Genomic DNA, 23,470 nt, shown 5'->3' on the forward strand with positions numbered 1-23,470 from the left:
AGATCAGACGGTCTCAGGCATGTCCTCTTGTTTGTTCTCCTCACTGCTGCCGCCGGCGGGACCGTCCGCCGCACGCTCCAACCGGATGATCACACCCTTCGATACCGGAGTATTGCTGCCCTGGACGGTGTCATCGAGCGGCACCAGAACGTTGCCCTCGGGATAATACACAGCGGCAGAGCCCCGGGCCGTAGGGTACGACACCGCACGGAACTTCCGCAGCACACGGTCTTTGCCGTCTATGTACTCGCCGTGCACGTCCACCAGGTCACCATCACTGAAGCCAAGCTGCGCGAGATCCTGTGGATTGACAAGGATGACGTGTCGGCCCTTCTTGATACCGCGATACCGGTCGTTGTAGCCGTAGATGGTGGTGTTGAACTGGTCGTGTGAGCGCATGGTCTGCAGAATCAGTCGATCAGGCGGGCAATCCATCGGGTCCAGCTCATTCACAGTCATCATGGCTTTGCCGCTGGGGGTGTCGAAGGTACGGGAATCGCGTGGCCCGTTCGCCAGCAGGAATCCATCCTTCTCCCGAATGCGACGGTTGTAGTTCCCGCAGTCGGGCACAACACGCGAGATGTGGTGACGGATGAGATCGTAGTCAGCCTCAAAGCCTTTCCAATCAGCTGCGACGCGGCTGTCCAGGGTCGCTCGTGCAAGTCGGCTGACGATGGCGATCTCGGAAAGCAGGTTCGGCGCTACCGGCCGGACCCTGCCTTCGGAGGAATGGACAGCGCTGACGGTGTCCTCGACCGAAACGAACTGCGGACCAGACGCCTGCATGTCGATCTCGGTGCGGCCCAAAGTCGGCAGTATGAGCGCTTCCTGGCCGACCACGGTGTGGGATCGATTCAGTTTCGTGGAGATCTGCACGTTCATCTCGAGCTTCTGCATCGCCGCCTCGGTTGCTGCGGTGTCAGACATCGCGGCCACGAAGTTTCCTCCCAGGGCGAGGAAGAACTTGATGCCGCCGTCGCGCATTCCCCGCACAGCCGCGACCGCGTCGACACCGTGCTCACGCGGAGGTTCGAACGAGAACTCTTTGCCGAGCGCATCCAGGAACGACGCCGGCATCTGCTCCCAGATTCCCATCGTTCGGTCCCCCTGCACATTGGAGTGCCCGCGAATCGGTGACGCACCCGCTCCCGGTCGGCCAAAGTTTCCACGCAGGAGGAGTAGATTGATGATTTCCTTGATCGTCCCTACACCATTCTTCTGCTGCGTGACACCCATCGCCCAGGTGATGATGACCGATTCAGCGTTGATATAACGGTCGGCGAGTTCGTCAATCTCGTCCGAACGCAGCCCCGTCGCCTCCAACACTGTCTGCTCATCCAAGTGAGACAGGTGCTCGCGCAGCTCGACCAGCCCCTCACAGTGTTGATCGATGAATTCATGGTCGAGCACGCTGCCAGGGCTTCTGTCCTCCGCTTCAAGCACACGCTTGGATACTGCCTGAAGCAGCGCCATGTCTCCGCCCGCACGGATTTTCAGGAACTGATCGGCGAGTTCCGTTCCACGGCCAACAACGCCCTTCGGCTTCTGCGGGTTCTTGAACCGGCGCAGTCCAGCCTCGGGCAAGGGATTGACCGCGACAATCTGGCCGCCATTCTCCTTCTGCTTCTCCATTGCGCTCAGCATGCGCGGATGGTTGGTGCCAGGGTTCTGGCCTATCACGATCATCAGATCGCAGTTGAGGAAGTCGTCGTAGGCGACCGTCGCTTTGCCGACCCCGATCGTCTCGCCCATCGCCACGCCGGATGATTCGTGGCACATGTTCGAGCAGTCGGGCAGGTTGTTGGTTCCGAACCCGCGGATGAACAGCTGGTAGATGAACGCTGCCTCGTTCGAAGCACGGCCGCTGGTATAGAACGCCGCTTCATCGGAGGAAGAGAGGCTCTTGAGCTTCTCCGACACGATTTTGATTGCCGTGTCCCAGTCAACGGGTCGGTAGTGTTCGTCACCCGCAGCCTTGTAGACGGGTTCTGTGAGTCTGCCCTGCATCCCGAGCCAGTACTCGGAGCGTCCACGCAGATCGCTGATCGGGTGTTCGGCCCAGAAGTCAGACGCCACCGTGACCGGTGTGGCTTCCCATGTGACCGCCTTGGCCCCGTTTTCGCAGTACTCGAACTTGCTCCGGTGACCGGAAGGGTCCGGCCACGCGCAGCTCATACAGTCGAATCCCTGTTTCTGGTTCATCGCGAGCAACGTACGTGCACTCCGCTCGATGCCCATGTGCTTCAGCGCCGGCTGCATGGAGTGATACACGCCTTGCATTCCGGCAGCCCAATCCTTGGGCTTGTCGACTTCGAGATCGTTCTCGTCGGCTTCCTCGACGGACGGGTTGGAGCGAGTCATCGGGCATCCCTTCTAGGCTGCGTCTCGATATTCAGTGGTCCTGCTCGTGCCATTGTGACTCAAGAGCCACGTCAGGGTCCCTGGGTGCCGTCCCCTTCTAGGCCGAACTTCGTGCCTGGAATAGATCCCGCCCTGAAGAAGCGCACTGTCTGATTCATGTAGAACCTCCAGTCAAGATACTCCGCCCGCACCGAGGGGATGTGATCACCTCCTCCGCCCGGGTCGGACCAGAGTCTCCTTCAAACCCAGTCGCCGGCAATGAGATGCTCCCGACGCATCGCGTGATCCCTCGCAGGCGTCGACCTACGTGAGTCGCGGTGGCACTGGTGGCTTCGGCCCGTAGTTCAGGAACACTGCATCGAGACCTGTGCTTCACCAGATGGTAGCGGGTTGACCGCCGGCGGGTGTCCCCTCCGCCGCCGCCTGCGCCTCGGCTGTCCTAGAGGTGATCCGGACACCACAACGGATCAACACTTCACGTGCACTGCCCGGGGCAGTGTCACGGTTCGCGGGCCTTCCTGCATGAGCACCCAGATCGTTCGGGTGCGCGACCGCGTCATGGCGTTCAGCGTCTCGTCCTCATCTGGGTGCCGTGGATCTCGAGGTTCACCACGTCGGTGCTGGGCGCTCTCGTGCGGCTCGTCCACCCTTGCGTGAGGGAGATCAGCGGGTCACGATGGATTCAGATTGCAGACTTGGATGCCGGTGCAGTGACTCTCGTCAGGTTGCCCCAGTCGTGTCTAGGAGGATCGTATGCCTGAGTTCCATTCAAAAGTGACCATTGACCTACCGCGTGAGGAGGTGTTCACGTATATCGTGAACTCTGAGACTCAGGTGATTTGGCAGTCAGGACTGCAGGAGTTCGATGCGGACTGGAGTGGTGAACCCACGGTGGGTGATCGCTCTAGAGGAACCGTCAAGGTTGCGGGTAAGAAGCTGCAGTGGGAGACGGAAGTCGTGGAGATCAAGCGACCGGAAACATTCGTCTTCCGCAGCGTCAAAGCACCTTTCCCGTTCCATATATCCTTCTCGCTTCTGCAGGTCGGCGACTCCACGGAGGTTCGCTACGACGGGTCCACAGAGGCGATGGGTGGCTTCTTCGGTAAATTGGCCGATCCTCTGGTGGCGCACATGTACCAACGCGATATGAACAGCAACCTCGCCAACCTGAAAGCTATTCTCGAAGAGACATGATGGCTGTGCCTGGATCAGCATGGGTCGGGCTTATTGCCGAGGCTTCTGATCTCCCGGAATCCGAAATGAATGCCCGAAGGGGCGCGAGGGATCGCCGCGGAAGGTCCTCAACCGCCGGGTGGGGGACTGCTGCGCACGGTCGGCGCGATTCCTGCGGAGGAAACCAGGAGGTCCGCGGTTCTGAAGTCCTAGTCCACGACTTCGGTGAGAATTCTGCCGGCGGTCCTGACTCCGATTGAAGGGCATCGAGGTCAGGACCTCGTAAAGGGCGTGGACCTCGATCGGGGCCAGGACCCGGCCCGCTGGCGGCTCAGGGCTTGCTGTTGCTCCAGCGGTCTTCAGTCGCTGCGGTGTGGGTCAGGTGGCCAGCGCGTCGAGAACCCCGATCTGGTGCAGGAGCGGGCCGCGGTCGCGTTGGACTGACGTGGTCCCCTTGTCAAGGCGTCAAGGCGTCAAGGCGTCAAGGCGTCAGGGTGAGGGGCAGCGGCGAGCATCTCCGGACCCGGTCAGCAGATGACCGAGGCGACGGACGCCGGCGACCATCTCCTCCTGCTGCACGCTGGCGTAGCTGAACCGGGCGTAGTGCGCGGCCTGGGTCATGGGGAAGAACGTCCCGCCTGGGACGTAGGCGACCCTGGCCTGAGGCAGCGAGTATTCGGCCATGAACCGTGCTGAGTCGAAGTCTTCTGGGAAGGTGACCCAGGTGAACAGACCGCCTTGGGGCCGGGTGTATTCCACGTCGGCGGGGAAGGTTTCAGCCATGGTGCTGAGCATCGCGTCGCGCTTGGCGCGATAGACCGGACGGACGGCCTCGAGGTGGGCGTCCAGGTCGAACTCGGTCAAGAACCGGGCCGTAGCCGTCATGTTCAGGGTGGACGATTGGGTGTCGGCGGCCAGTTTGAGCAGCTCGAGCTTCGTCAGGATTGTAGGGCTGGCCACGGCATAACCCATGCGCACGCCCGGGGCGAGTGTCTTGGAGAAGCTGCCCAGGTGGATGACTCGACCCTCGGTGTCAAGGGATTTCAGGGTCGGGAGCTGCTCGCCTTCGAACCGGAGCTCGCGGTAGGGGGTGTCTTCCAGGACGATGATGTCGTGCTGGTTGGCCAACTCGAGCAGACGGTGGCGTCGCTCCAGGCTGAGTGTGACTCCGGTGGGATTCTGGAAGTCCGGGATCACGTAGATGAATTTCGCCCGCGGGGTGTTCGCCAACACCCATTCGAGCGAATCCGCATCCATGCCGTCCTTGTCCATGGTCACCGGGGCGTAGTCCGGCTCGTAGGGGGCGAAGGCGACGAGGGCGCCCAGGAATGTGGGGTTCTCTGTGATGATCACGTCGCCGGAATTGATCAGCAGCTTGGCCACCAGGTCGAGACCCTGTTGAGCGCCCTGGAGCACCAAGACGTCTTCGGCGCTGCAGTCCACGCCGTCGCGGCCCATTCGATCTGCGATCCTCTCGCGCAGTTCGGGGATTCCGGCGGTGGCCGTGTATTGCAGAGCGGTGCGCCCCTGCTCGCGGAGAACATGTTCGTAGACGCTGCGAAGCTGGTCGAGGGGGAAGAGGGTGGGGTCCGGGTAGCCGCCCCCGAATGACGTGATCGAAGGGTCATCGCCCAGCTGCAGCAACTGGCGGATGGCCGAGGGTCGGACTCTTCCGATCCGCTGCGCGAAGTGGTGTTCCATGGTGTCCTTTCGAAAGCAGAGCCGAAGGTTGAAATCAAAGAGAGGAAGTGTCTTGTCCCGTTGAAGCGCTGCAGTCATGCGGCGTTCGGCGGCTGCCTTTGGCTCCTTGTCCGAGGCGTCATCCTCGGCACGGGGCGTACTGCGCCAGGTTCCCGTGGGGCCTGACTCACGAGGTTGCGGGATAGGCAAGATCCTGATCGCTGATTCTACGGAGCAGACCCGCTGTTCACTCGAATGAAATCGACCATGCCGCCGCCGCTTCCTGACTCACCCGGTTCGGTTGACGCCCTCGGCCTGGGCGACCCACTCGGGGAGATCGCCGCGGAAGGCGTTGGCGATCTCCTGGTCGGTGCTCACCGACCAGCGAACAATGCGGGCGACCTCGGGTTCGTCCTTGAACCAGTTGAACCAGTTGATCAGGCGCAGCTGCGGGAACTCCGAGCGAAGATCTTCGTTGAAGATCTGCTGCCACCATCGCCGCTTGATCTGCAGGGACAGCTCGGGGTCCGCGTCCGCGGTGACGAACGCCGCGGTCTCCGGGATGGCCAGCGGCTTGTCGCGGTTCGCCGCATAGAGCTCATAGAAGTCTGGAAGCATGCTTTCGTCGCCGGCGAGTCCGGAGTAGGTCCCGCGCAGCTGCTCGGCGAACTTCGCGGGCTCGGGCAGGTCGTTGCTTCCCCATGGATACGAATCTCCCCAGTGGTGGAGCGACATCCCGACCCAGTCCACGACGTCGTCACCGGGATAGAAGGGGGCGTAAGGGTCATCCATCTGCGTGAGCTCGCCATCGGCGTCGGTGTCCAGCAGCTCGAACGCTTCCGTTCCGGGATCAGGGGCGTACTGACCGCCGACGAAGGGATATCCGCCGCCGTAGTTCGGGGCCCAGATCATCTCGGTGGCCGTGGTCTCCTCGCGCACGGCGGCGGCGACCTGCCGGAAGGCCTGCACATAGGCCTGGGGCTGCCATGCCCCAGGGATACCAGGAGCCGTTCATCTCGTGGGCGAAGCGCAGCAGGACCGGGACTTCGGAGGCGTTGACTTCCCCCAGGAGATCCGTCAGCTCGGCAATTGACTCCTCGGTGACGGCGCCGAGTCCTTTGTGCGGTTCCAGGGTGAGCATGAGCACCCCGCCCATGCCGGCCACCTGTTCCGCGGCGCCGAGCACATTCCGTGCGTCGGTGGAGGAGAACGGCATGTCGATGAATCACACGGCTGCACCGGGGGAGACCCCGGTGGTGGTCGCGAACTGCTCCAGCGCCTCCACGCCCCAGTCTGGGTTGAGTCCGATGGTGAGACGGTCCATGGGAAGGGCCTGAGTCGGACCGGCGAGACGCTGATGGGCGACCGGGGAACCCTCTGCGTCGGTCTCCGCCCCGGCAGGGACCGAGCATCCAAGCGTCAGCGGGCAGGCGGTGGCAGTGGCCAGCAGGGGAGACAGGCGGTCGGATCGCAGACGTGGACGCACGGGTCTCCTGCGCTCGGGTGGACAGACAGCTAGGGGGGCGTCAGCTAAACGCTGACGCCCCCCTAGTGGTGTGCCTGGCGGCACAAGTTGAATCAGCCCGCGGCGGGCAGCTTCAGCTGATCGCCGACGAAGATCAGGTTGGGATCCTGGACGGTATCGGTGTTGGCGTTCCAGATGTCGTTCCAGTCGAGACCCAGAGCATTGGCGATGCTGGACAGCGAATCGCCGGCCTGCACGGTGTAGGTCTCACCGGAGACCTGGACCTCGGCCTGCTGTGGTGCCTGCTCCACTGGAGCCTGCTCCACGGGTGCCTGCTCGACAGGTGCTGGCTCGGGAGCGGGAGCGGGTGCTGGCTCGGGAGCGGGTGCTGGCTCAGGTGCCGGTGCTGGCTCGGGAGCCGGCGCGGGGGCCTCCTGCTCAGGAGCGGACTGCTGAGGGGCCGACGCAACGGCAGGAGCGGAGGAGCCGCCGCCGCTGCTCGGGGTGCCGGAAAGGCCGAGCTGTGAGGTGCAGGAAGGCCATGCGCCCCAGCCCTGGATCTCCCAGAGAGCGTGGGCGCGGTTGATCTGCTCAGACTTGCTGGCATCGCTGGGGAGACCGGAGCCGCCCACTGCCTGCCAGGACTGCTGCGAGAACTGCAGGCCACCGTAGTAGCCGTTGCCGGTGTTGATCGACCAGTTGCCATTGGACTCGCACTCTGCGAGCTGGTCCCACTGGCCGGAGGCGCTTGCGGCAGGAGCCTGGGCGACGACGGCTGCGCCGGCGAGCGTGGCAGCAGCGAGTCCGCCGCCGAGAACCTTCTTGAAAGTCTGCTTGGTCTGCATGAGAGTTTGAATCCCGAAGTCCCTGCACTCGTGACCCTCCCGGGCCGTCCTCGTGTCACCGTCCGCCTTCATTTTGTGTGGCGGTCAAATTTCACCCGAACCGGCATGGACGGTGGTGGGTAGCCGGTTCCGGTGCTTCTGGATGCTGTGTGCGGGGCCTGGGAACGGAGGCCCAGTCGTTACAGCGGCATCACAGAAGATGTCCGTTAACCAGTAAAAGGTCTCGGTTTGATTGCGTCAACCGGGGTTTCAGCGCCGTCGCGCACCCAAAAACCCCGGAATCACGGCGTTGACACAGCGTTACCCTCTCGTTATCAATGTTCCTGTGAATAACATGTGAGTACCAGATTCTGGTTGAGTCGCCGTCGCATCGCCGTGATGTCGCTCCGGGGCCCCGCTTCCACATTGTGGGAATTTTGAGGCCGGAACCGGCATCGAGTCAGATCTGGTGCAAGAATCAGATGATGGACGGTGTGGATCGCGCAATTATTTCCGCGCTGCGTGAAGATGGACGAATCTCTAACGCGGCGTTGGCCCAGAAGGTCGGACTCACCGCGGGACCTTGTCTGCGCCGAGTCCAGCGGCTCGAGGCTGAAGGCGTCATCCTCGGGTACACCGCAGACATCAACCCCGCATCGCTGGGACAGTCCTTCGAGGTGGGTCTGGACATCGAGCTCAAATGGGGAGACCGGGAGACCGTCGAACGCTTCGAGGACACGATGGCTGGTTACGAGGAGGTCCTCGAGCTGCTTCGACTCTTCGGCTCACCGGATTACTTCGCCCGCGTCGCGGTGGCTGACCTGCATGCCTATGAGCGGTTCCTGACCAAGAAGGTGCTGACCATCCCCGGGGTGCAGGGCACGGACTCCGCCTTCCCGATGAAGATCATCAAGAGTCAGCGCCCGCATCTGGACACCGGGAAGTCCTTCGACGAGTGAGTCGCGCATGAGCGCGGCGCCCGCGTCTCCTCCGGGGCGTCATCCACAGCTGCTGATGATCGTCACCGTGCTGATCGTGGCGGCCAATCTGCGTCCCGCGATCACCGCGGTAGGTCCGCTCATCGAGCGGATCGGCGAGGACACCGGGCTCGGTCCGGCCGCACTGGGGCTCCTCGGCGCCATTCCAGCCCTCGGCTTCGGCGTCGTCGCACTCTTCGTCGCCGCGCTCGGGCGCCGATGGGGCTTGGAGCGGACCATCTTCGTCTCGCTGCTGCTGCTCGGACTCGGCACGCTGCTGCGGTCCCTTCCGCTGGGAGCCTTCTCGCTCTTCGCCGGCACGGTGATCCTCAGTGCCGCCATCGGGGTGGGCAACGTCCTGGTTCCTGCGGTGGTCAAACGCGACTTCCCGGCCCGGGTCCCGGTCATGACCGGGCTCTACACCGCGGTGCTGGTCGGCTGCGCGGCGGTGGCCTCAGGCACGGCGGTGCCCTTGGCGGCGGCCAAGGGGTGGGAGTTCACTCTCGGCGTCACGGCAGTCTTCGCCCTGGTCTCCGCCGCCCTGTGGGGGGTCCGGTTCAAAGACCCGCGTGCCGGCCGCGCCGAGTCAGCCCCCACGCCGGCCGGGGCAGACCTCGCAGCCTCAGAGGTATCGGCCTCAGAGGCATCAGCCCCGGAGGTGCCGGCGCTGGGGGCTGCGCCTGCGCCGGGGTCTGCGGGTGGGACGATGTGGCACTCCGCGGTGGCGTGGCAGGTCACCGCCTACTTCGCCCTGCAGTCGGGGATCTTCTACCTGATGCTGACCTGGTTCCCTGCCATCCAGACCTCCCACGGCGTCACCGAGGCGGCCGCCGGCTTCTGGCTGGGGGCCTATCAGGCCATCGGGATCGTCGCGAGCCTGGTGGTGGGCCCGATCATGCAGCGCGCACAGGACCAGCGCGCGGTCGTCGTGGCCCTGGCGGGCATCATGCTCGTCGGAGTGCTCGGGATCCTGTTCCTGCCTGAGGCGATGCCGGCCTGGGCGCTGATCGTAGGCTTCGCCTCCGGCGGGAACCTCCTTGCGGGGCTCACGTTGATCAGCATGCGCGCCCGCACCTCGGGGGAAGCAAGCCGCCTCTCCGGCATGGCCCAGGGCGTGGGGTATCTGCTCGCCGCCGTGGGTCCGCTGCTCGCCGGCACGCTGTTCGAGCTCACCGGCTCCTGGTCCCCGGTGCTGTGGATCATCGTGGCCGCCATCGTCGTGATGGCGGTGGTGGGACTCTTCGCCGGGCGCAGGGTGGACGTGCTCTGACGCTGACCTCGACTTGGGCGCGCAGACCTCAGTCCGAGCGGGTCTCACGGCTGCGGTTCACGTGGCTGCGGGCGTGTTCAACCGCGGGCCCCAGCTCGGCGAACAGGTGCTTGTGGTGCCGCAGGGACTCGAGGACCCCGACCCGAGTGACCAGGGCCAGGTGTCGCTCCTGGATCCCCTTCACCAGCACAGTGATGCCACGCCGCTCCAGCGCCGTGATCATCTCGGACACCACACGGGCTCCGGTGGCGTCCAGAACCTGAAGCTGAGACATCCGGATGATCACCACATCGACGTTCTGGATCTCGGTGACCTTCTCCAGGACGCGTTCAGCGGCGCCGAAGAACAGCGCCCCGTCGAGGCGGAAGACCGCGATATGGGCATCCCCGGAGTGCGCCGGCCCAGGAATCACCTCGCGATGCACTCCGCTGGTGGCGACCATGGAGCGCAGCGCGAAGAAGGCAGCGATGACGACGCCGATCTGTACGGCCTCGATCAGGTCCAGCGACACGGTGATCACCGCGGTGACGAGAAAGACCAGGGTGTCCGCCCGGGTGGAGCCCACGATCGCGCGGACGGTGGCCGTGGAGACCATCCGCACTGCGGTGACCATCAGCACCCCGGCCAGGGCGGCCAGCGGGATCTGTGAGACCGGGCCGGTGGCGAGATAGACGACGCCGAGCAGCACCGCCGCGTGGATGATCGCGGCCAGCCTGGTGCGGGCGCCGGAGCGGATGTTCACCGCCGTCCGGGCGATCGCCCCGGTGGCAGGCATGCCGCCGAAGAAGCCCGACGCCACCGAGGCCAGACCCTGGCCGACCAGCTCGCGGTCGGCGTCGTAGGGGCCGGTGTCGGAGATGGAGGTCGCCACCCGAGCCGAGAGCAGCGACTCGATCGCCGCGAGAGCTGCGATGGTGGCTGCCGGGGCGGCCAGCGCCATGAGGGTGGCGCCGTCAAAGGCTGGCAGCACCGGAGCGGGGAGGGAGTCGGGCAGGGCCCCGATCCGGGCCGTGGGCAGGTCCAGCATGGTGGCCAGGAGGGTGGCGGCGATGATCGCCAGGATCGAACCGGGCATCTGCGGGTGGATGCGAGGGGCGCCGATCATGATCACCGCGACCAGCACGACGAGCCCCACGGGTGCTGCGATCTCCTGCCAGGGCACGGTGGCCAGGCTCTGCGCGGCGGACACCGCGGCGTTGGCGCTGGGACCAGCGAGCACGCCGAAGGCGGCGGGCACCTGTTGCAGGAAGATGATGACTGCGATGCCGAGGGTGAAGCCCTCGATCACCGGCCAGGGCAGGAAGGAGACCACCCGGCCCAGCTTCAGCGCCCCGGCCGCGATCACCATCAGCCCGGCCAGGACGGTGACCACGGCCAGGGCGACGACGCCCTGGGAGGCGATCACCGGGCCCAGGACGACCACCATGGCTCCCGTGGGGCCCGAGACCTGCACGTTGGATCCGCCGAACACCGCGGCGACGAATCCGGCCACCACTGCGGTGATCAGGCCGCTCGCCGCCCCGGCGCCGGAGCTGACCCCGAAGGCCAGCGCGAGCGGCAGGGCGACGATGCCCACGGTGACCCCGGCGACGAGATCCCCCTTCCAGGTGCGGGGGACTTCCGTGTAGTCGCCGCGCCTGGGCAACAGCGCCCTGATGGACGCCACGGCCTTCATCGGGTTCCGCTGCTGGTGGCGGAGGCCGCGGATGAATCTGTGACAGTCGCCGGTGACGCTGTGGCGGCTGCTGATGGTTCCGCGGACAGCGCGCTGGCCAGGTCCCGCTCGGTGGTGCGAAGAATCTCCTGGAGGAGCTCCTTCGCCACGGCGAGCAGCTCCGCCACCTGGGGGTGTGCCAGCGAGTAGAACATCTGCAGGCCGCGCCGCTGGGAGACCACCAGATCGTAGCGCCGCAGCACCGCCAGGTGCTGGGACAGGTGTGAGGCCTCCAGTGTGGTCTCGGCGAGCAGCTCGGTCACCGAGACCTCTGCCTGCACGGAGAGCAGCTCCAGCACCCGGATGCGCACGGGATGGGAGAGCCCCTTGAAGAGGTTCGCCTTGACCTTGTTCAGCGGGCCCCGTCCATTGACATGATCGTCCACGATCGTCTCCTTGCAGCGGCCAGGTAGTTTACTGAATTATAAATCCATCATATAGCGCTGGGGTGACGAGAGGGAACGGCCGGTCTCCCTTGACCCGAGACGGCCCGACTCGCAGTCTGGCCTGGAACCCAACTCCCTCGAATTCGACACTGCCTCGGACACAGACACGGAGCGGACCATGGCCAAGCTGATCTATTCGATGATCACCTCACTCGACGGCTACGCCGAGGCCGCAGAGGGGGATCTGGGCACCGGAGCGGAGAGCCCGGAGGTGCACACCTTCATCGGGGACCTCTTCCGCCCGGTGCGCACGTTCCTCTACGGCCGCCGGGTCTACGAGACGATGCTCTTCTGGGAGACCGCCCACACGTTGCCCGACATCCCGCCGCACATCCGCCAGTACGCCCTCGACTGGCAGGCGGCCGAGAAGATCGTGTATTCGACCACGCTCGAGTCGGTCTCCAGTGCGAAGACCCGACTCGAGCGCAGCTTCGACCCCGAGGCGGTGCGCCGGCTCAAGGCCGAGTCAGATCACGACCTCAGCGTGGACGGCCCGAACCTCGCCGCCCAGGCGATCAAGGCGGGCCTGGTCGATGAGTACCACCTGTTCATCACCTCCAGCGTGGTGGGCGGAGGCAAGCGGTTCTTCCCCGACGGCATCCGCCTGGACCTGGAGCTGGTGGAGCAGCGCAGCTTCGACGTCGGGCTCATCTACGCCCGCTACCGGACCCGCTGACCTGCCCCGCTGCCGGACCTGCTGACCTGCCCCGCGGACCCGGTCAGCTCCAGGGGATCAGGCCGAGCACCAGGGCGAGCACCAGGGCGACCACCGAGAAGATCCACATCGGCACGAAGGAGTAACGGATGTGCTTGCCGATGTCGCAGCCTGCCAGCCCGAGCGCCAGCCACAGCGCGGCAGAGAACGGGCTGATGAAGGTGCCGATGATGTTGCCCACCAGCACCGCATAGACCACTGCGATGGTGCTCACGCCGGCCTGGGTGGAGACGCCCTCCACCACCGGCAGCAGTGCGAAGTAGTGGGCGTCGGTGCTGAGCAGCAGCTCCAGCGGCAGGCCGAAGACTCCGACGATCAGATGCAGGTAGGGGACCAGGGCGGCGGGAAGGATCGCGACGGCGTCGGTGGCGAGGGATTCCAACATGCCCGACTCCTCGAGGATGCCCAGGAAGCAGCCGGCGGCGAGCACGATCGCGCCGGTGGTGACGGCGGCCCCGCCGTTGACCTTCAGCGCCTCCATCTGGTCGCTGACCTTGGGGTGGTTGATCACCAGGGCGGCGCTGAGGCCGAGCATGAAGGCCAGCGGGGCCGGCAGCAGGTCCGAGACCAGCAGGGCGAGCATGCCCAGGACCAGGACCGTGTTCACGATCATGCGCCACCGCGGGGTCGTCACGCCGGTCTCGTTCCCGCCCCAGAGGTCATCGGCCTCGCCGCTGTACTGATCGGCGGCCGTGCCGGCCGGTGGGGTGCTGCTCGTGCGGCCCGAGGTCGTGCCCCGAGGGGTTCCACCGGCGGTGCTGCTGGTGCTGGAGGTCGACGCGGAGACGAGCTCGCGCTCCTCGACCCGGTCCTCGCTCTGTCCACCGGAGCGGGTCTCGGCGTCAACCGGGGCTCCGCCGCGGGCGGCGATCCGGCGCTGCTCGCGCAGACCCAGCAGGACCGCGGTCACCACGAGCATCACCAGGCAGAGGATCTGCACCGGGATCAGGCCGCGCCAGAGTTCGATCGGATCCATGTCGACGACGGCGGCGGAACGCGCCACAGGTCCGCCCCAGGGGAGCATGTTCAGCACACCCATGCTCATCCCGGCCAGCAGCAGCAGCAGGTAGGGGCTCATGCCCAAGTGCCGGTAGAGCGGCAGCAGGGCCGGGATCACGATCAGGAAGGTCGAGGCGCCAGCACCGTCGAGGTGGCAGACCGCTGCAAGCAGGACCGTGCCCACGCAGATGGCGATCACGTTGCCGCGGGTCAGGCGCACGGTGAGCCGCACCAGCGGGTCGAAGAGCCCGGCCTGGTTCATGATGCCGAAGAACAAGATCGCGAAGATCAGCATCACCGCGACGTCGAGCACCGAGCCGATGCCTTCGCCGAAGAAGTCACCGATCTCGGTGAAGGTGAAGCCGGCCAGGAGCGCGCCCGCAAAGGGGATCACGGTCAGTCCGACGATCGGGGCGATGCGCCCCATGATCAGCAGCGTCGTCATGGTGACGATCACTGCCAGGCCGATTAGGCTGAGCATGATTTTTCTCCTCGATGCGGGTGTGGGGATCGATCAGCGGCAGAGATGTGAGCCACGTGACAGCATGGAACGGATGTGATCGGGCCCACAGTTTTGTGCATGTCCACGCAATATTGGTCATATTGGTCTCATGGATCGGTGTTGCGCGGCACCATCAGCGCAACGATCAACACAGACCCGCAGCGCCAGGAGGGAGCAGTGCCCATGGAGTCATCGCCCGCGCCCGCTGCCACCCGTGAGGTCTCCCTGGCCCACCGGCTCTTCCGCTGGAACATCATGCTGCTCGTCGGCGCGGTGACCCTGGTCAGCCTGCTCTGGGGGATCAACCAGTACCTGGAGGTCCGCGCGCAGTACGAGGAGCGGGTGCTCACCATGGCCGAATCTGTGGCAGTCATGGCCACGGTTCAGGACGCGCTGCAGACCCAAGACCCCGCGGAGATCCTGGCGCCCTGGGCGGAGACGCTGCGGGTCGCCAGCGGGTATGAATACATCATGATCGCTGACGCCGACGGCATCCGGCAGTCCCACCCGGACCCTGAGGCGATCGGCGGACGCCCAGAGCTGGATCCCACCCCCGTGCTGGCCGGGCAGACCTGGACCGGTGTGGAGCACGGCCACGCCGGGCTCACCATGCGCGCCCGGGTGCCGATCACCAACGACGCCGAAGAGGTCATCGGCTTCGTCTCGGTGGGCGTGCTCGCCTCCGAGGTGCGGCTCGCCTCCATCCAGGAGCTCCCGCTGATCCTCGGGGCCGCGGCGCTCGCCGTCGGCATCGGCGCGGTCGGCGCCCGAATGCTCGCCCGACGGCTTCGCGCCGACACCCATGGCCTGGAGCCGCGTGAGATCACGGCGCTGCTCGACGGCCGGGAGGCGCTGCTGCATGCCATCGGCGAAGGTGTGATCGGCCTGGACCGCGACGGACGCGTGGTGCTGGCCAACACCCCGGCCCGCGAGCTGCTTCGCCTGCCCCCCGATCACCTCGGCCGCACCCCCGCGCAGCTGGGCCTCAGCGCCGAGGCCCAGGTGGTGCTGACCGGTCCGGAGCCGGGGGAGGACCTGCTGCTGAGCGTGGACGGGCTGATCCTGGTCTGCAACCGCAGGCCGGTGCGGGTGCGCGAGGACGACGGCGGCGTCGTCGTCACCCTGCGCGACCGCACCGAGCTCACCCGGCTCAGCGACCAGCTCGACGGCGCCCGCACCGTCACCGACGGGCTGCGCGCCCAGCGGCACGAATTCGCCAACAGGCTGCACACCGTCGCAGGGATGCTCGAGCTGGGCGGCGTGGACCAGGCCCAGGAATACCTCTCCGAGCTCTCCCTGGCCACCTCCGGCGCCGACGCGGAGATCGCCGCCCGGATCGAGGACATGACCGTGGCGGCGCTGGTGCTTGCCAAATCGGTCCAGGCCGCTGAACGCGGAGTGCAGTTCAGCCTCTCTGAGCTTTCCCAGCTGCCCTCGGATCAGCCCCAGGATCTGCGTGATGACCTGCTGCTGGTGATCGGCAACCTGATCGACAATGCCATGGACGCGGCCGGCGCGGACGCTCGTGCGGATGCTCGGGTGGAGCTGATGGTCCGGCGCCACGGCGGGGTCACCGACGGGCTCGTGGAGGTCAGGGTCATCGACTCAGGTCCCGGCCTGGCCCCTGAGATCGCCGAAGAGGTCTTCAGCATCGGACGTTCTACCAAGGACCCCTCCGGACGGCGCGGCCTGGGCCTGGCGCTGGTGCACCAGGCCTGCATGCGACGCGGCGGGTCGGTGACGGTGGAACACGAGGACGAGACCACCTTCTGCGCCTACCTGCCGGTGCGAGCGGAGGTGATCAGCGCATGAGCACCTCCACCGGCATGACCTCCGGCGGGCCTGGGTCAGCCGCCCCGATTCCGGTGCTGATCGTCGATGACGACGTGCGCGTGGCCCGGAACCACCGCGACCTGGTCGACTCGATGCCCGGGTTCACCGTGGTGGCCACCGCGCACACCGCCGCGGAAGCGCTGGAAGCGGTGCGTCGGCACCGGCCAGGCCTGGTGCTGCTTGACCTCTTCCTGCCCGATCGCACAGGGCTGACGGTGCTCGAGGAGCTCAGGAGCTCCGCATGGCTGCGCGAGGTGGGCGTCGTCGACGTCGTGCTGATCACTGCGCTGCGCGACGTCGAGCATGTGCGCACGGCCATGGCGCTGGGTGCGCTGCATTACCTGATCAAGCCCTTCCCGCTGCGCCAGCTGCGTGATCAGCTCGAACGATACGCCGCCGCGCGCAAGCGGATGGCGGCGATGTCCACCGTCACCCAGAACGACGTCGACGCGCTCTTCGGGATGACACGGCCCATGGCCTCACGGTCCATGGCCAAAGGCCTGACTCCCGCCACCGCCGAGCGGGTGGCGGAGGCGCTGCGCTCGCGAGACGGCGACGTCTCTGCCGTCGAGGTCTCCGAGATCACCGGGATCGCCCGGGTCACCGCCCGCCGGTACCTAGAGCATCTGTGCGCGGAAGGCCGGGCGGAGCTCGCCCTGCGCTACGGCCAGGCCGGGCGGCCGGAGCACCGCTATACGTGGGTGCCCTGAGGGTGTCGCTGCTCCGAGGTGTCTGAGTTGATCCCGGGCTGACTAGGCTCAAGCCATGGACATGCAGAGCTGGACCGCGGCAGACCTTCCGGTGCTTCACGGGCGCACGGCAGTCGTGACCGGTGCCACCAGCGGGGTCGGGTTCGCGACGGCGACCGCCCTGGCCCAGGCCGGGGCCCATGTGGTGCTGGGGGTGCGTGACACTCAGCGCGGGCGCACGGCTGCGGCGACCATGTCCGGCAGCACCGAGGTTCGCCATCTCGATCTGGCCGACCTGTCTTCGGTGCGGGCCTTCGCTCGATCCTGGAACGGCCCGCTGGACCTGCTGATCAACAATGCGGGGGTCGCGGGAGGTCGAGGTGCGGTGACCAAGGACGGCTTTGACCTGCAGTTCGGCACGAATCATCTGGGGCATTTCGCGCTGACGAATCTACTGCTGCCGCATCTGCGCGACCGGGTCGTCACCCTCGCCTCCGGGGCGCACCGGGCCGGCGACATCTACTTCGAGGACCTCGCGCTGCGCACCCGCCGATACTCGCTCGCCGAGACCTACGGTCAGTCGAAGCTTGCGAACCTGCTCTTCACCCTTGAGTTGGAGCGTAGGCTGCGCCGGTCCGGGTCCGCGGTGCAGTCGCAGGCCTCGCATCCCGGGTATTCCGACACGAATCTCGGCATACAGGGGCGCAGCAGGCCGCTGGTGGCCACGGTCAATCTCGCCGGACGGCTCTTGGCGCAGACCAGTGAACAAGGTGCTGTGCCCACGTTGTTTGCCGCGACTCAGGACCTGCCAGGGGCCAGCTACGTCGGTCCCGACGGGCGATGGGAGCTGCACGGCAGTCCTTGCCTGGTCGGGCGCTCATCGAAGGCCAGCGACCCCGCTTTGGCGCACAGGCTCTGGGAGGCCTCAGAGGAGCTCACCGGCGTCGGCTTCGGTCTGGACCCGGAGTAGCGGATCAGAGCACCGGCCGCAGCGGGATCAGCGCCCACTCCGTCGCGCGCGCCATCGGGTGGCGTTCCCGCCAGGTATCAGCACTCACGACCTCGCAGTGCTCGCTGTCGCTCTGGAAGACCTTCTCCATCTCGGCGGCGAACCCTGGGTCGATGACTTCGACGTTGGACTCGTAGTTGAAGGACAGCGACAATCTGTCGATGTTGGCCGTGCCGATCGTTGACCACTCGCCGTCGATCGTCGCGGTCTTCGAATGCATCATGCTGCTCGCGTAGAGCAGGATCGAGATGCCGGAATCGAGCATCTCCCCGAAGAAGCCTCGGGACACCCAGTCCGCGAGCACGTGGTTCGAATCCTTGGGCACCATGACCTGCACGTCCACGCCGCGCTCCGCGGCGAGCTTCAATGCTCGCAGGATCTGCTGGTCCGGGATGAAGTAGGGGGTCGAGATCCAGATCCGCTCGTTGGCTCGCTCGATGGCCTTCAGGTACATGTTGCGGATCGGGTACACCAGGTCCACCGGCAGATTGGCGACGACGCGGACCGACGGATCCCAGCTGTCCGGGGCGATCCAAGAAATCCGCTCCGCCGCGGGTCGATCCTCGTTCCACAGTCGCGCGATGGTCTGGCGGAGCCCCCAGACGGCGGGGCCCACCTCGCGGAGGTGGGTGTCGCGCCATTTCTTCGCGTAGAGAGAGCCGATGTTGTATCCGCCGACGAAACCGACCGCGTCGTCGACGACGAGGATCTTGGAGTGATTGAAGCCTGTGGACCGAATGGGAGCCTTCCAGAAGCTTCGTCCCGCCGCCGGCATGCGATAGACCCGGATGTCCTCATCGAGCTGCGCGTAGAAGGAACGCGGCACCACGAGGTTCGCGAATCCGTCATAGATGATGAACACCTCCACTCCGCGACGAGCCGCCGCGTTGAAGGCGTCGATGAACTGCTGGCCGACCTCATCGTTCTTCCAGATATAGGTCTTCATCAGAACCGAATCTTCTGCCGCGCCGATGGCCTCGAGCATGTCCCCATAGAGCGCTTCACCATCGGTGTAGATGCGCATCGGGGACTCTTCGACCTCGGTGTGGAACGTTCCTGGGCGGGGAGCGTCCCGATCCTTGCGCTGGCCGTGCTTGAAGAGATCCACCGCCACCACCGAGAGTGCCGCCACCGTCGGAACCGCCAGGGCGGAGGCCGCGACCGCAAGCGGAAGAGTCTTGCGCGGAGACCGACGGCTGACGAGGTGTCGCTTGTGCATCAGGAAGCTCATGGAGCCACTCTAATTGGCCGGAGCATTCACACACGTGGTGGACGCGTCACACTGGATGCCCCGCCAGCCGACACCTCTTGACCTGGTGGCCGCCAGGGTCTCTCATGGAGTCATCGACTGGGTCCGTGTCACCTTCTACACAGGGTTCCGGCCAGTTGGACCCAGCCGGCCGCACCCGGAAGAGAGCCTGTCATGGTGCGCATGTTGCTTCAGGCCGCGATCAATGTGGTGATGGCCGCCGTCGCAATGCTGGTGGCCGGAACCTTGATCGATGGTGTGACCCTCCAGCCGGCGGGATTCGTCACCGCCGTCGTCGTCTTCGTCCTGGCGCAGGCCATCCTGGGTCCGTTCGTGTTCAACATGGCCCGCCAGTACGCCTCCGCAATCCTCGGCGCGGTCGGCCTGGTCTCAACCCTTCTGGCCGTATGGGTTGCGACCCTCGTGACGGACGGTCTCACGCTCTCTACGCCGATGGCGTGGATCTTGACGCCTCTGGTGGTCTGGATCATCACGGCTCTGGGCACATGGATACTCGGGTACCTCGTGCTCAAGCGCTGGTGGGACAAGCGCGCTGAGGAGAAGAACATCCGCCAAGCCCTCGCATGAGCCCAGCGGCCGGTGGCACCGGTGGTCCTGAACAGAAGGAGCCCGGAGCGATGCCCGGTGTGAACAGCCAGGCGACGCCGACCGCGACCACGCTGCTGAGACTGTCGGTCCCGGCGATCCTCATCGGTGTCGTCTCGGCGCTGGGGCTGTTCCTCGTGGAGGGAACAGCTCACCTGCTTGAACACGTCCTATGGGTGGACCTCCCCGGCCTGTTCAACCTTGATCCCGACTCGGGTTGGTGGATCTTTGCGGTCCTGAGCGGGGTGGGTCTGGCGGTCGGGGTCGTCTGTACCTTCGCCCCTGGTCGCGGCGGACGTGACTCTGCCACCGTGGAGCTGCTGGCGCCGCCGCTGCCGCTCGCCGCCGTGCCGGGACTCATCCTCGTGAGCCTGCTGGTGCTGGCCGGAGGCGTCAGCCTCGGTCCAGAATCGCCCATCATCGCGATCAACACGGCCATACTGGTGGCGCTGATCGTGAGATTCTGGCCGCGCATCGACGTGAAGCTCGTGATGCTGATGACGGCTGCGGGAACCATCGGGGCCCTGTTTGGAACGCCGGTGGCCGCCGCGCTGGTATTGACCGGAGTAGTGGCGGCTGCCAACACCGGGGGCGCGCTCTGGGACAGACTCTTCCTGCCGCTCCTCGCCGCGGCGACCGGCTCCCTGACGGTGCGCATGCTCGACGGCCCCCAGTTCGGGGCCACGGACATGCCGCCCCTCGGGGCGCCGCATCCGTCGGATCTCCTGACCGGCGCGCTCGTCGCCTGTGCCGCCGCGCTGGTCATTCTCGCAGGGGCCTCCGTCTTCAGGGCGCTGCATGAGAGTTTTCGCAGGCTGCGGAGCCCGCTGCTCTACACCACGTTGGGCGGAGTCATCCTCGGGGGACTCGGCGCGCTCGGCGGGCCGGTGACGCTGTTCAAGGGCGGCCAGCAGATGGCAGATCTCATCCGAGGTGCCGAGGACCTGACCACCGCAGAGCTGCTGCTCATCGTTGCGGTCAAGCTGACGGCGCTGCTCGTGGCAGCCACGGCCGGATTCCGCGGAGGCCGCATCTTCCCTGCGGTCTTCATCGGAGCAGCGGTGGGCCTCGTGGCTCAGTCGCTCATGCCCGAGGTCCCGCTGGGTCTGGCGCTCGCCTGCGGGATCCTCGGGGCCGTGCTCGCCGAATCCCGCGACGGGTGGATCGCGCTGTTCATCGCCGTCGTCGTGGTCGGGGACATCTCGGTTCTGGCCGTCCTGTGCGTGGTGGTCCTGCCCGTGTGGCTCCTCGTCATGGGCGCACCGAAGATGCTGGTTCCCACGGCGGATCATCAGGTATCCGCGTGACTCCGGTCTCGTCTGGTGAGTTCCGTTGGTCGGAACTACTCACGGGGCAATAAGGTAGTGCTCCGTGAGCACTCAGACCCCCGCCTCCCAGACTTCCGCGCCCCGGCAGCTCGGGACCCTCGACCGGTATTTCCACATCACCGCCCGCGGCTCGAGCATCGGTCGGGAGGTGCGCGGCGGACTGGCCACCTTCTTCGCGATGTCCTACATCATCGTGTTGAACCCGCTGATCATCGGTGCCTCAGCCGACTCCACCGGGAACTTCCTCGGCGGCGGCTCGGAACCGAACCTGCCCGCCGTCGCCGCCGCGACCTCACTGATCTCTGGTCTGATGACCATCCTGATGGGCGTGATCGGCAAGTTCCCGATGGCCGTCTCCTCCTCGCTGGGGCTCTCGGCCTTCATCACCTACGGCATCGTCGTGCTCCCGGGCATGACCTGGGCCGATGCCATGGGACTGGTGGTCATCGAAGGTGTGATCCTGCTGGTCCTGGTGCTCACCGGCTTCCGCTCCGCCATCTTCAACGCCGTCCCCGGCGCGCTGAAGATCGCGATCAGCGTGGGCATCGGGCTCTTCATCGCCCTGATCGGCATGGTCAACGCCGGCTTCATCCAGAACAATCAGGGCACCGGACTGGAGCTCGGCGTCGGCGGCTCCCTCTTCGGCTGGCCCATCTTCATCTTCCTCATCGCGATGTTCGCCCTGTTCGCCATGTGGGCCGCGAAGGTTCGCGGCGCGATCCTCTACTCGATCGTGGGCGCCACGGTGCTCGCGATCACCCTGGAATCGGTGTTCCGCATCGGTCCGCAGACTGCCGCAGACGGCACCGAGAACCCCTACGGCTGGGGCCTGACCGTCCCGACGCTGAACCAGGACTGGCTGACCATGCCGGATCTGAGCCTGATCGGTGACTTCAACCTGCTGGGCTCCTGGCAGAGCATCGGCGTGGTCGCGGCCACCCTCGCGATCTTCACCCTGCTGCTGGCCAACTTCTTCGACCTGCTGGGCACGATGGTGGGCGTCTCCAACGCCGGCGGGATCAAGGACGCCGACGGCGAGATCCCGCACTCCCGCCGGATCATGGTCGCCGACGCGGTGGGCACCATCGGTGGCGGCGTGGGCTCCACCTCGGTGAACTCAGGGTTCATCGAGTCCACCGTTGGCGTGGGCGACGGCGCGCGGACCGGTCTGGCCAACGTGGTCACCGGCGTGCTCTTCCTGGCCACCATCGTGCTGGCCCCGCTGGCCGCCGTGATCCCCACCGAGGCGGCCTCAGCCACCCTGGTGCTGGTCGGCTTCCTGATGATGCAGCAGATCGTGCGGATCGACTGGACCGATGTGGAGATGGCGATCCCCGCCTTCATGACCATCGTGGTCATGCCCTTCTCCTACTCGATCACCAACGGCATCGGCGCAGGATTCATCAGCTACGTGGCGATCAAGGTCTTCCGCGGCAAATGGCGTGAGGTGCACCCGCTGATGTACGTCACCGCGGCGCTGTTCGTGCTCTATTTCATCTCCGGGCCCATCCAGGAGGCTCTGGGAGTCGGCTGACCCCGCTGCAGAACGGGCATGCGTGCAACGTGGTCCTGCGGCGTGCGGCTCGCCTGGCATGTGAGCGTGGCACGGGTCACGGGAAGCATCCGGATCAACGCGTCGGTGGATCGCGTCTTCGACACGGTCGCTGAGGCTCCGGCACCAGATCCGAGCCTCCCGAAGTCCCGACCGGGCACAGCGCCGCGTATCCGCAGCTGTCACGGAACATGGGACTTAAGGTCCTGGTGCCCTCCTGAGCGGCGGCGAGAAGATGGGCCCTGAAAGGAGAACGACATCATGGATGCTGTCATCGTCTACGAGTCCGCGTGGGGAAACACCAAGATCATCGCCGAGGCGGTGGCGGAGGGACTGGCCGCCACCATTGATATCGGGATGGTCCTCGATGTCAGCTTCGCCCCGCCTGCCGACATGGTCAAAGCCGACCTGCTCGTCGTCGGCGCCCCGACCCATGCCTTCGGGCTGAGCCGACCACAGACTCGCGAGGAGGCCGCTAGGCGTGGCGGACACCCCGGGGAGACGGGACTTCGGGAGTGGATCAGCGCCGCCGGCGACGTCCACCTGCCGGTCGCGGTGTTCGACACCCATGTCCGCCATCCGAACCTCCCAGGTGCGGCCAGCAAGAAGGCCGCGAAGCTGCTGCGCAGCCGCGGCGCCTCGCTGCTTGCGAAACCAGAGAGCTTCTACGTCGAGGGCTATGAGGGCCCCGTCCTGCCCGGGGAGATCGACCGAGCCACGAAATGGGGTGCCGAGCTGGCTCAGCGGCTGCCGGAGAGCTCCCGTGTGGCCTGATCGGAGCGTCCCTCGCGCTTCTGGTCCCGGTGAAGCCTGAGGTCTATTCGATGCTCGGGACCTGGCTCGCGGACCTCTCGCCCTGGAGGTTCGGCGTGCTTCACGATCTGTGGGACCGCACCTTTGGTGCGCACCCGCAGGTCTGGGGCGCTGTGCTGGGCGTGGGTTATGAAGCCGTGATCGGAGTATCGGCGCTGTCACGGAACCCACGCCGCAGGCTCTCCTCGGCCTCAGCGGGGTCGTACTCTTCAAACTGGGACTGCTGGCCCTGGGTCTGTGGTGGTGGGCCCTGCCGTGGCTGGCC

At 66.1% G+C, this 23,470-nt stretch carries 21 protein-coding genes; 11 read left to right on the top strand and 10 right to left on the bottom strand.

Features of this window, described 5'->3' with window-relative positions:
* Positions 1-3: 3 nt before the first annotated feature.
* Positions 4-2,361 (bottom strand): FdhF/YdeP family oxidoreductase, encoded by a 2,358-nt coding sequence (locus LTH96_RS04750; protein WP_241464607.1) that lies wholly within the window; start codon positions 2,359-2,361, stop codon positions 4-6.
* Positions 2,362-3,114: 753 nt separating this feature from the next.
* Here LTH96_RS04750 and LTH96_RS04755 point away from each other — a divergent pair.
* Positions 3,115-3,555: an SRPBCC family protein gene (locus LTH96_RS04755; protein ID WP_241464608.1), complete on the top strand. Its 441-nt coding sequence runs from the start codon at positions 3,115-3,117 to the stop codon at positions 3,553-3,555.
* A gap of 468 nt (positions 3,556-4,023) precedes the next feature.
* Here the strand turns inward: LTH96_RS04755 and LTH96_RS04760 are convergent, their stop codons facing one another.
* The 5 genes from LTH96_RS04760 to LTH96_RS04775 all read right to left on the bottom strand — a co-directional run bounded on the left by LTH96_RS04760 (position 4,024) and on the right by LTH96_RS04775 (position 7,524).
* The gene (locus tag LTH96_RS04760) at positions 4,024-5,235 is read right to left on the bottom strand and encodes a PLP-dependent aminotransferase family protein (protein ID WP_241464609.1); all 1,212 of its coding nucleotides are present in this window, start codon (positions 5,233-5,235) and stop codon (positions 4,024-4,026) included.
* A 267-nt stretch (positions 5,236-5,502) separates the two neighbouring features.
* Positions 5,503-6,183 (bottom strand): hypothetical protein, encoded by a 681-nt coding sequence (locus tag LTH96_RS04765; protein WP_241464610.1) that lies wholly within the window; start codon positions 6,181-6,183, stop codon positions 5,503-5,505.
* Positions 6,065-6,430 (bottom strand): glycosyl hydrolase, encoded by a 366-nt coding sequence (locus LTH96_RS13210; RefSeq protein WP_370644390.1) that lies wholly within the window; start codon positions 6,428-6,430, stop codon positions 6,065-6,067. Before LTH96_RS13210 ends, LTH96_RS04765 begins: the two co-directional genes overlap by 119 nt.
* A 9-nt stretch (positions 6,431-6,439) precedes the next feature.
* Positions 6,440-6,700 carry a hypothetical protein gene (locus tag LTH96_RS04770; protein WP_241464611.1) on the bottom strand — a complete coding sequence of 87 codons (261 nt, stop codon included), beginning with the start codon at positions 6,698-6,700 and terminating at the stop codon, positions 6,440-6,442.
* 92 nt (positions 6,701-6,792) lie between these two features.
* Positions 6,793-7,524 (bottom strand): transglycosylase family protein, encoded by a 732-nt coding sequence (locus tag LTH96_RS04775; protein ID WP_241464612.1) that lies wholly within the window; start codon positions 7,522-7,524, stop codon positions 6,793-6,795.
* 464 nt (positions 7,525-7,988) lie between these two features.
* Here LTH96_RS04775 and LTH96_RS04780 point away from each other — a divergent pair, with 464 nt between their 5' ends.
* Both LTH96_RS04780 and LTH96_RS04785 read left to right on the top strand, forming a co-directional pair.
* On the top strand, positions 7,989-8,462 hold the full coding sequence (locus LTH96_RS04780) for an Lrp/AsnC family transcriptional regulator (RefSeq protein ID WP_241464613.1): 474 nt from the start codon (positions 7,989-7,991) through the stop codon (positions 8,460-8,462).
* A gap of 7 nt (positions 8,463-8,469) precedes the next feature.
* Complete coding sequence (locus LTH96_RS04785; RefSeq protein ID WP_241464614.1) at positions 8,470-9,750, top strand: MFS transporter; 1,281 nt, start codon at positions 8,470-8,472, stop codon at positions 9,748-9,750.
* Positions 9,751-9,778: 28 nt separating this feature from the next.
* Here the strand turns inward: LTH96_RS04785 and LTH96_RS04790 are convergent, their stop codons facing one another.
* Entirely contained in the window at positions 9,779-11,425 is a 1,647-nt protein-coding gene (locus LTH96_RS04790; RefSeq protein ID WP_241464615.1) for a SulP family inorganic anion transporter, read from the bottom strand.
* Positions 11,422-11,850, bottom strand: a complete 429-nt coding sequence (locus LTH96_RS04795; RefSeq protein ID WP_241464616.1) for a metalloregulator ArsR/SmtB family transcription factor — start codon at positions 11,848-11,850, stop codon at positions 11,422-11,424. Before LTH96_RS04795 ends, LTH96_RS04790 begins: the two co-directional genes overlap by 4 nt.
* A 178-nt stretch (positions 11,851-12,028) precedes the next feature.
* On the opposite strand from LTH96_RS04795, the gene LTH96_RS04800 reads away from it, so the two are divergent.
* Complete coding sequence (locus LTH96_RS04800) at positions 12,029-12,586, top strand: dihydrofolate reductase family protein (protein ID WP_241464617.1); 558 nt, start codon at positions 12,029-12,031, stop codon at positions 12,584-12,586.
* Positions 12,587-12,629: 43 nt separating this feature from the next.
* Here the strand turns inward: LTH96_RS04800 and LTH96_RS04805 are convergent, their stop codons facing one another.
* Positions 12,630-14,105, bottom strand: a complete 1,476-nt coding sequence (locus LTH96_RS04805; RefSeq protein ID WP_241464618.1) for a CitMHS family transporter — start codon at positions 14,103-14,105, stop codon at positions 12,630-12,632.
* A gap of 204 nt (positions 14,106-14,309) precedes the next feature.
* On the opposite strand from LTH96_RS04805, the gene LTH96_RS04810 reads away from it, so the two are divergent.
* From LTH96_RS04810 to LTH96_RS04820, 3 genes are read left to right on the top strand one after another with little or no spacing between them, the layout of a single operon-like run.
* Positions 14,310-15,938, top strand: a complete 1,629-nt coding sequence (locus LTH96_RS04810) for a sensor histidine kinase (RefSeq protein ID WP_241464619.1) — start codon at positions 14,310-14,312, stop codon at positions 15,936-15,938.
* Entirely contained in the window at positions 15,935-16,669 is a 735-nt protein-coding gene (locus LTH96_RS04815; RefSeq protein ID WP_241464620.1) for a response regulator, read from the top strand. The genes LTH96_RS04810 and LTH96_RS04815 overlap by 4 nt, the downstream gene beginning before the upstream one ends.
* Positions 16,670-16,724: 55 nt before the next feature.
* Positions 16,725-17,618: an oxidoreductase gene (locus LTH96_RS04820; RefSeq protein WP_241464621.1), complete on the top strand. Its 894-nt coding sequence runs from the start codon at positions 16,725-16,727 to the stop codon at positions 17,616-17,618.
* Between the two features lie 4 nt (positions 17,619-17,622).
* Here the strand turns inward: LTH96_RS04820 and LTH96_RS04825 are convergent, their stop codons facing one another.
* Entirely contained in the window at positions 17,623-18,888 is a 1,266-nt protein-coding gene (locus LTH96_RS04825; RefSeq protein WP_241464622.1) for a phosphatidylserine/phosphatidylglycerophosphate/cardiolipin synthase family protein, read from the bottom strand.
* A 192-nt stretch (positions 18,889-19,080) separates the two neighbouring features.
* Here LTH96_RS04825 and LTH96_RS04830 point away from each other — a divergent pair, with 192 nt between their 5' ends.
* The 4 genes from LTH96_RS04830 (at position 19,081) to LTH96_RS04845 (ending at position 23,166) form a co-directional block, all read left to right on the top strand.
* Complete coding sequence (locus LTH96_RS04830; RefSeq protein WP_241464623.1) at positions 19,081-19,494, top strand: phage holin family protein; 414 nt, start codon at positions 19,081-19,083, stop codon at positions 19,492-19,494.
* Between the two features lie 50 nt (positions 19,495-19,544).
* Complete coding sequence (locus tag LTH96_RS04835; protein ID WP_241464624.1) at positions 19,545-20,819, top strand: ion channel protein; 1,275 nt, start codon at positions 19,545-19,547, stop codon at positions 20,817-20,819.
* Positions 20,820-20,883: 64 nt separating this feature from the next.
* Positions 20,884-22,374 (top strand): NCS2 family permease, encoded by a 1,491-nt coding sequence (locus LTH96_RS04840; protein WP_241464625.1) that lies wholly within the window; start codon positions 20,884-20,886, stop codon positions 22,372-22,374.
* A 279-nt stretch (positions 22,375-22,653) separates the two neighbouring features.
* Positions 22,654-23,166, top strand: coding sequence for a flavodoxin domain-containing protein (locus LTH96_RS04845; protein WP_241464626.1), 513 nt, complete (start codon positions 22,654-22,656; stop codon positions 23,164-23,166).
* Positions 23,167-23,470: the final 304 nt, after the last annotated feature.

Origin of the sequence: Nesterenkonia sp. LB17 (assembly GCF_022565915.1) — a bacterium.
In the GTDB taxonomy this organism is placed as follows: domain Bacteria; phylum Actinomycetota; class Actinomycetes; order Actinomycetales; family Micrococcaceae; genus Nesterenkonia.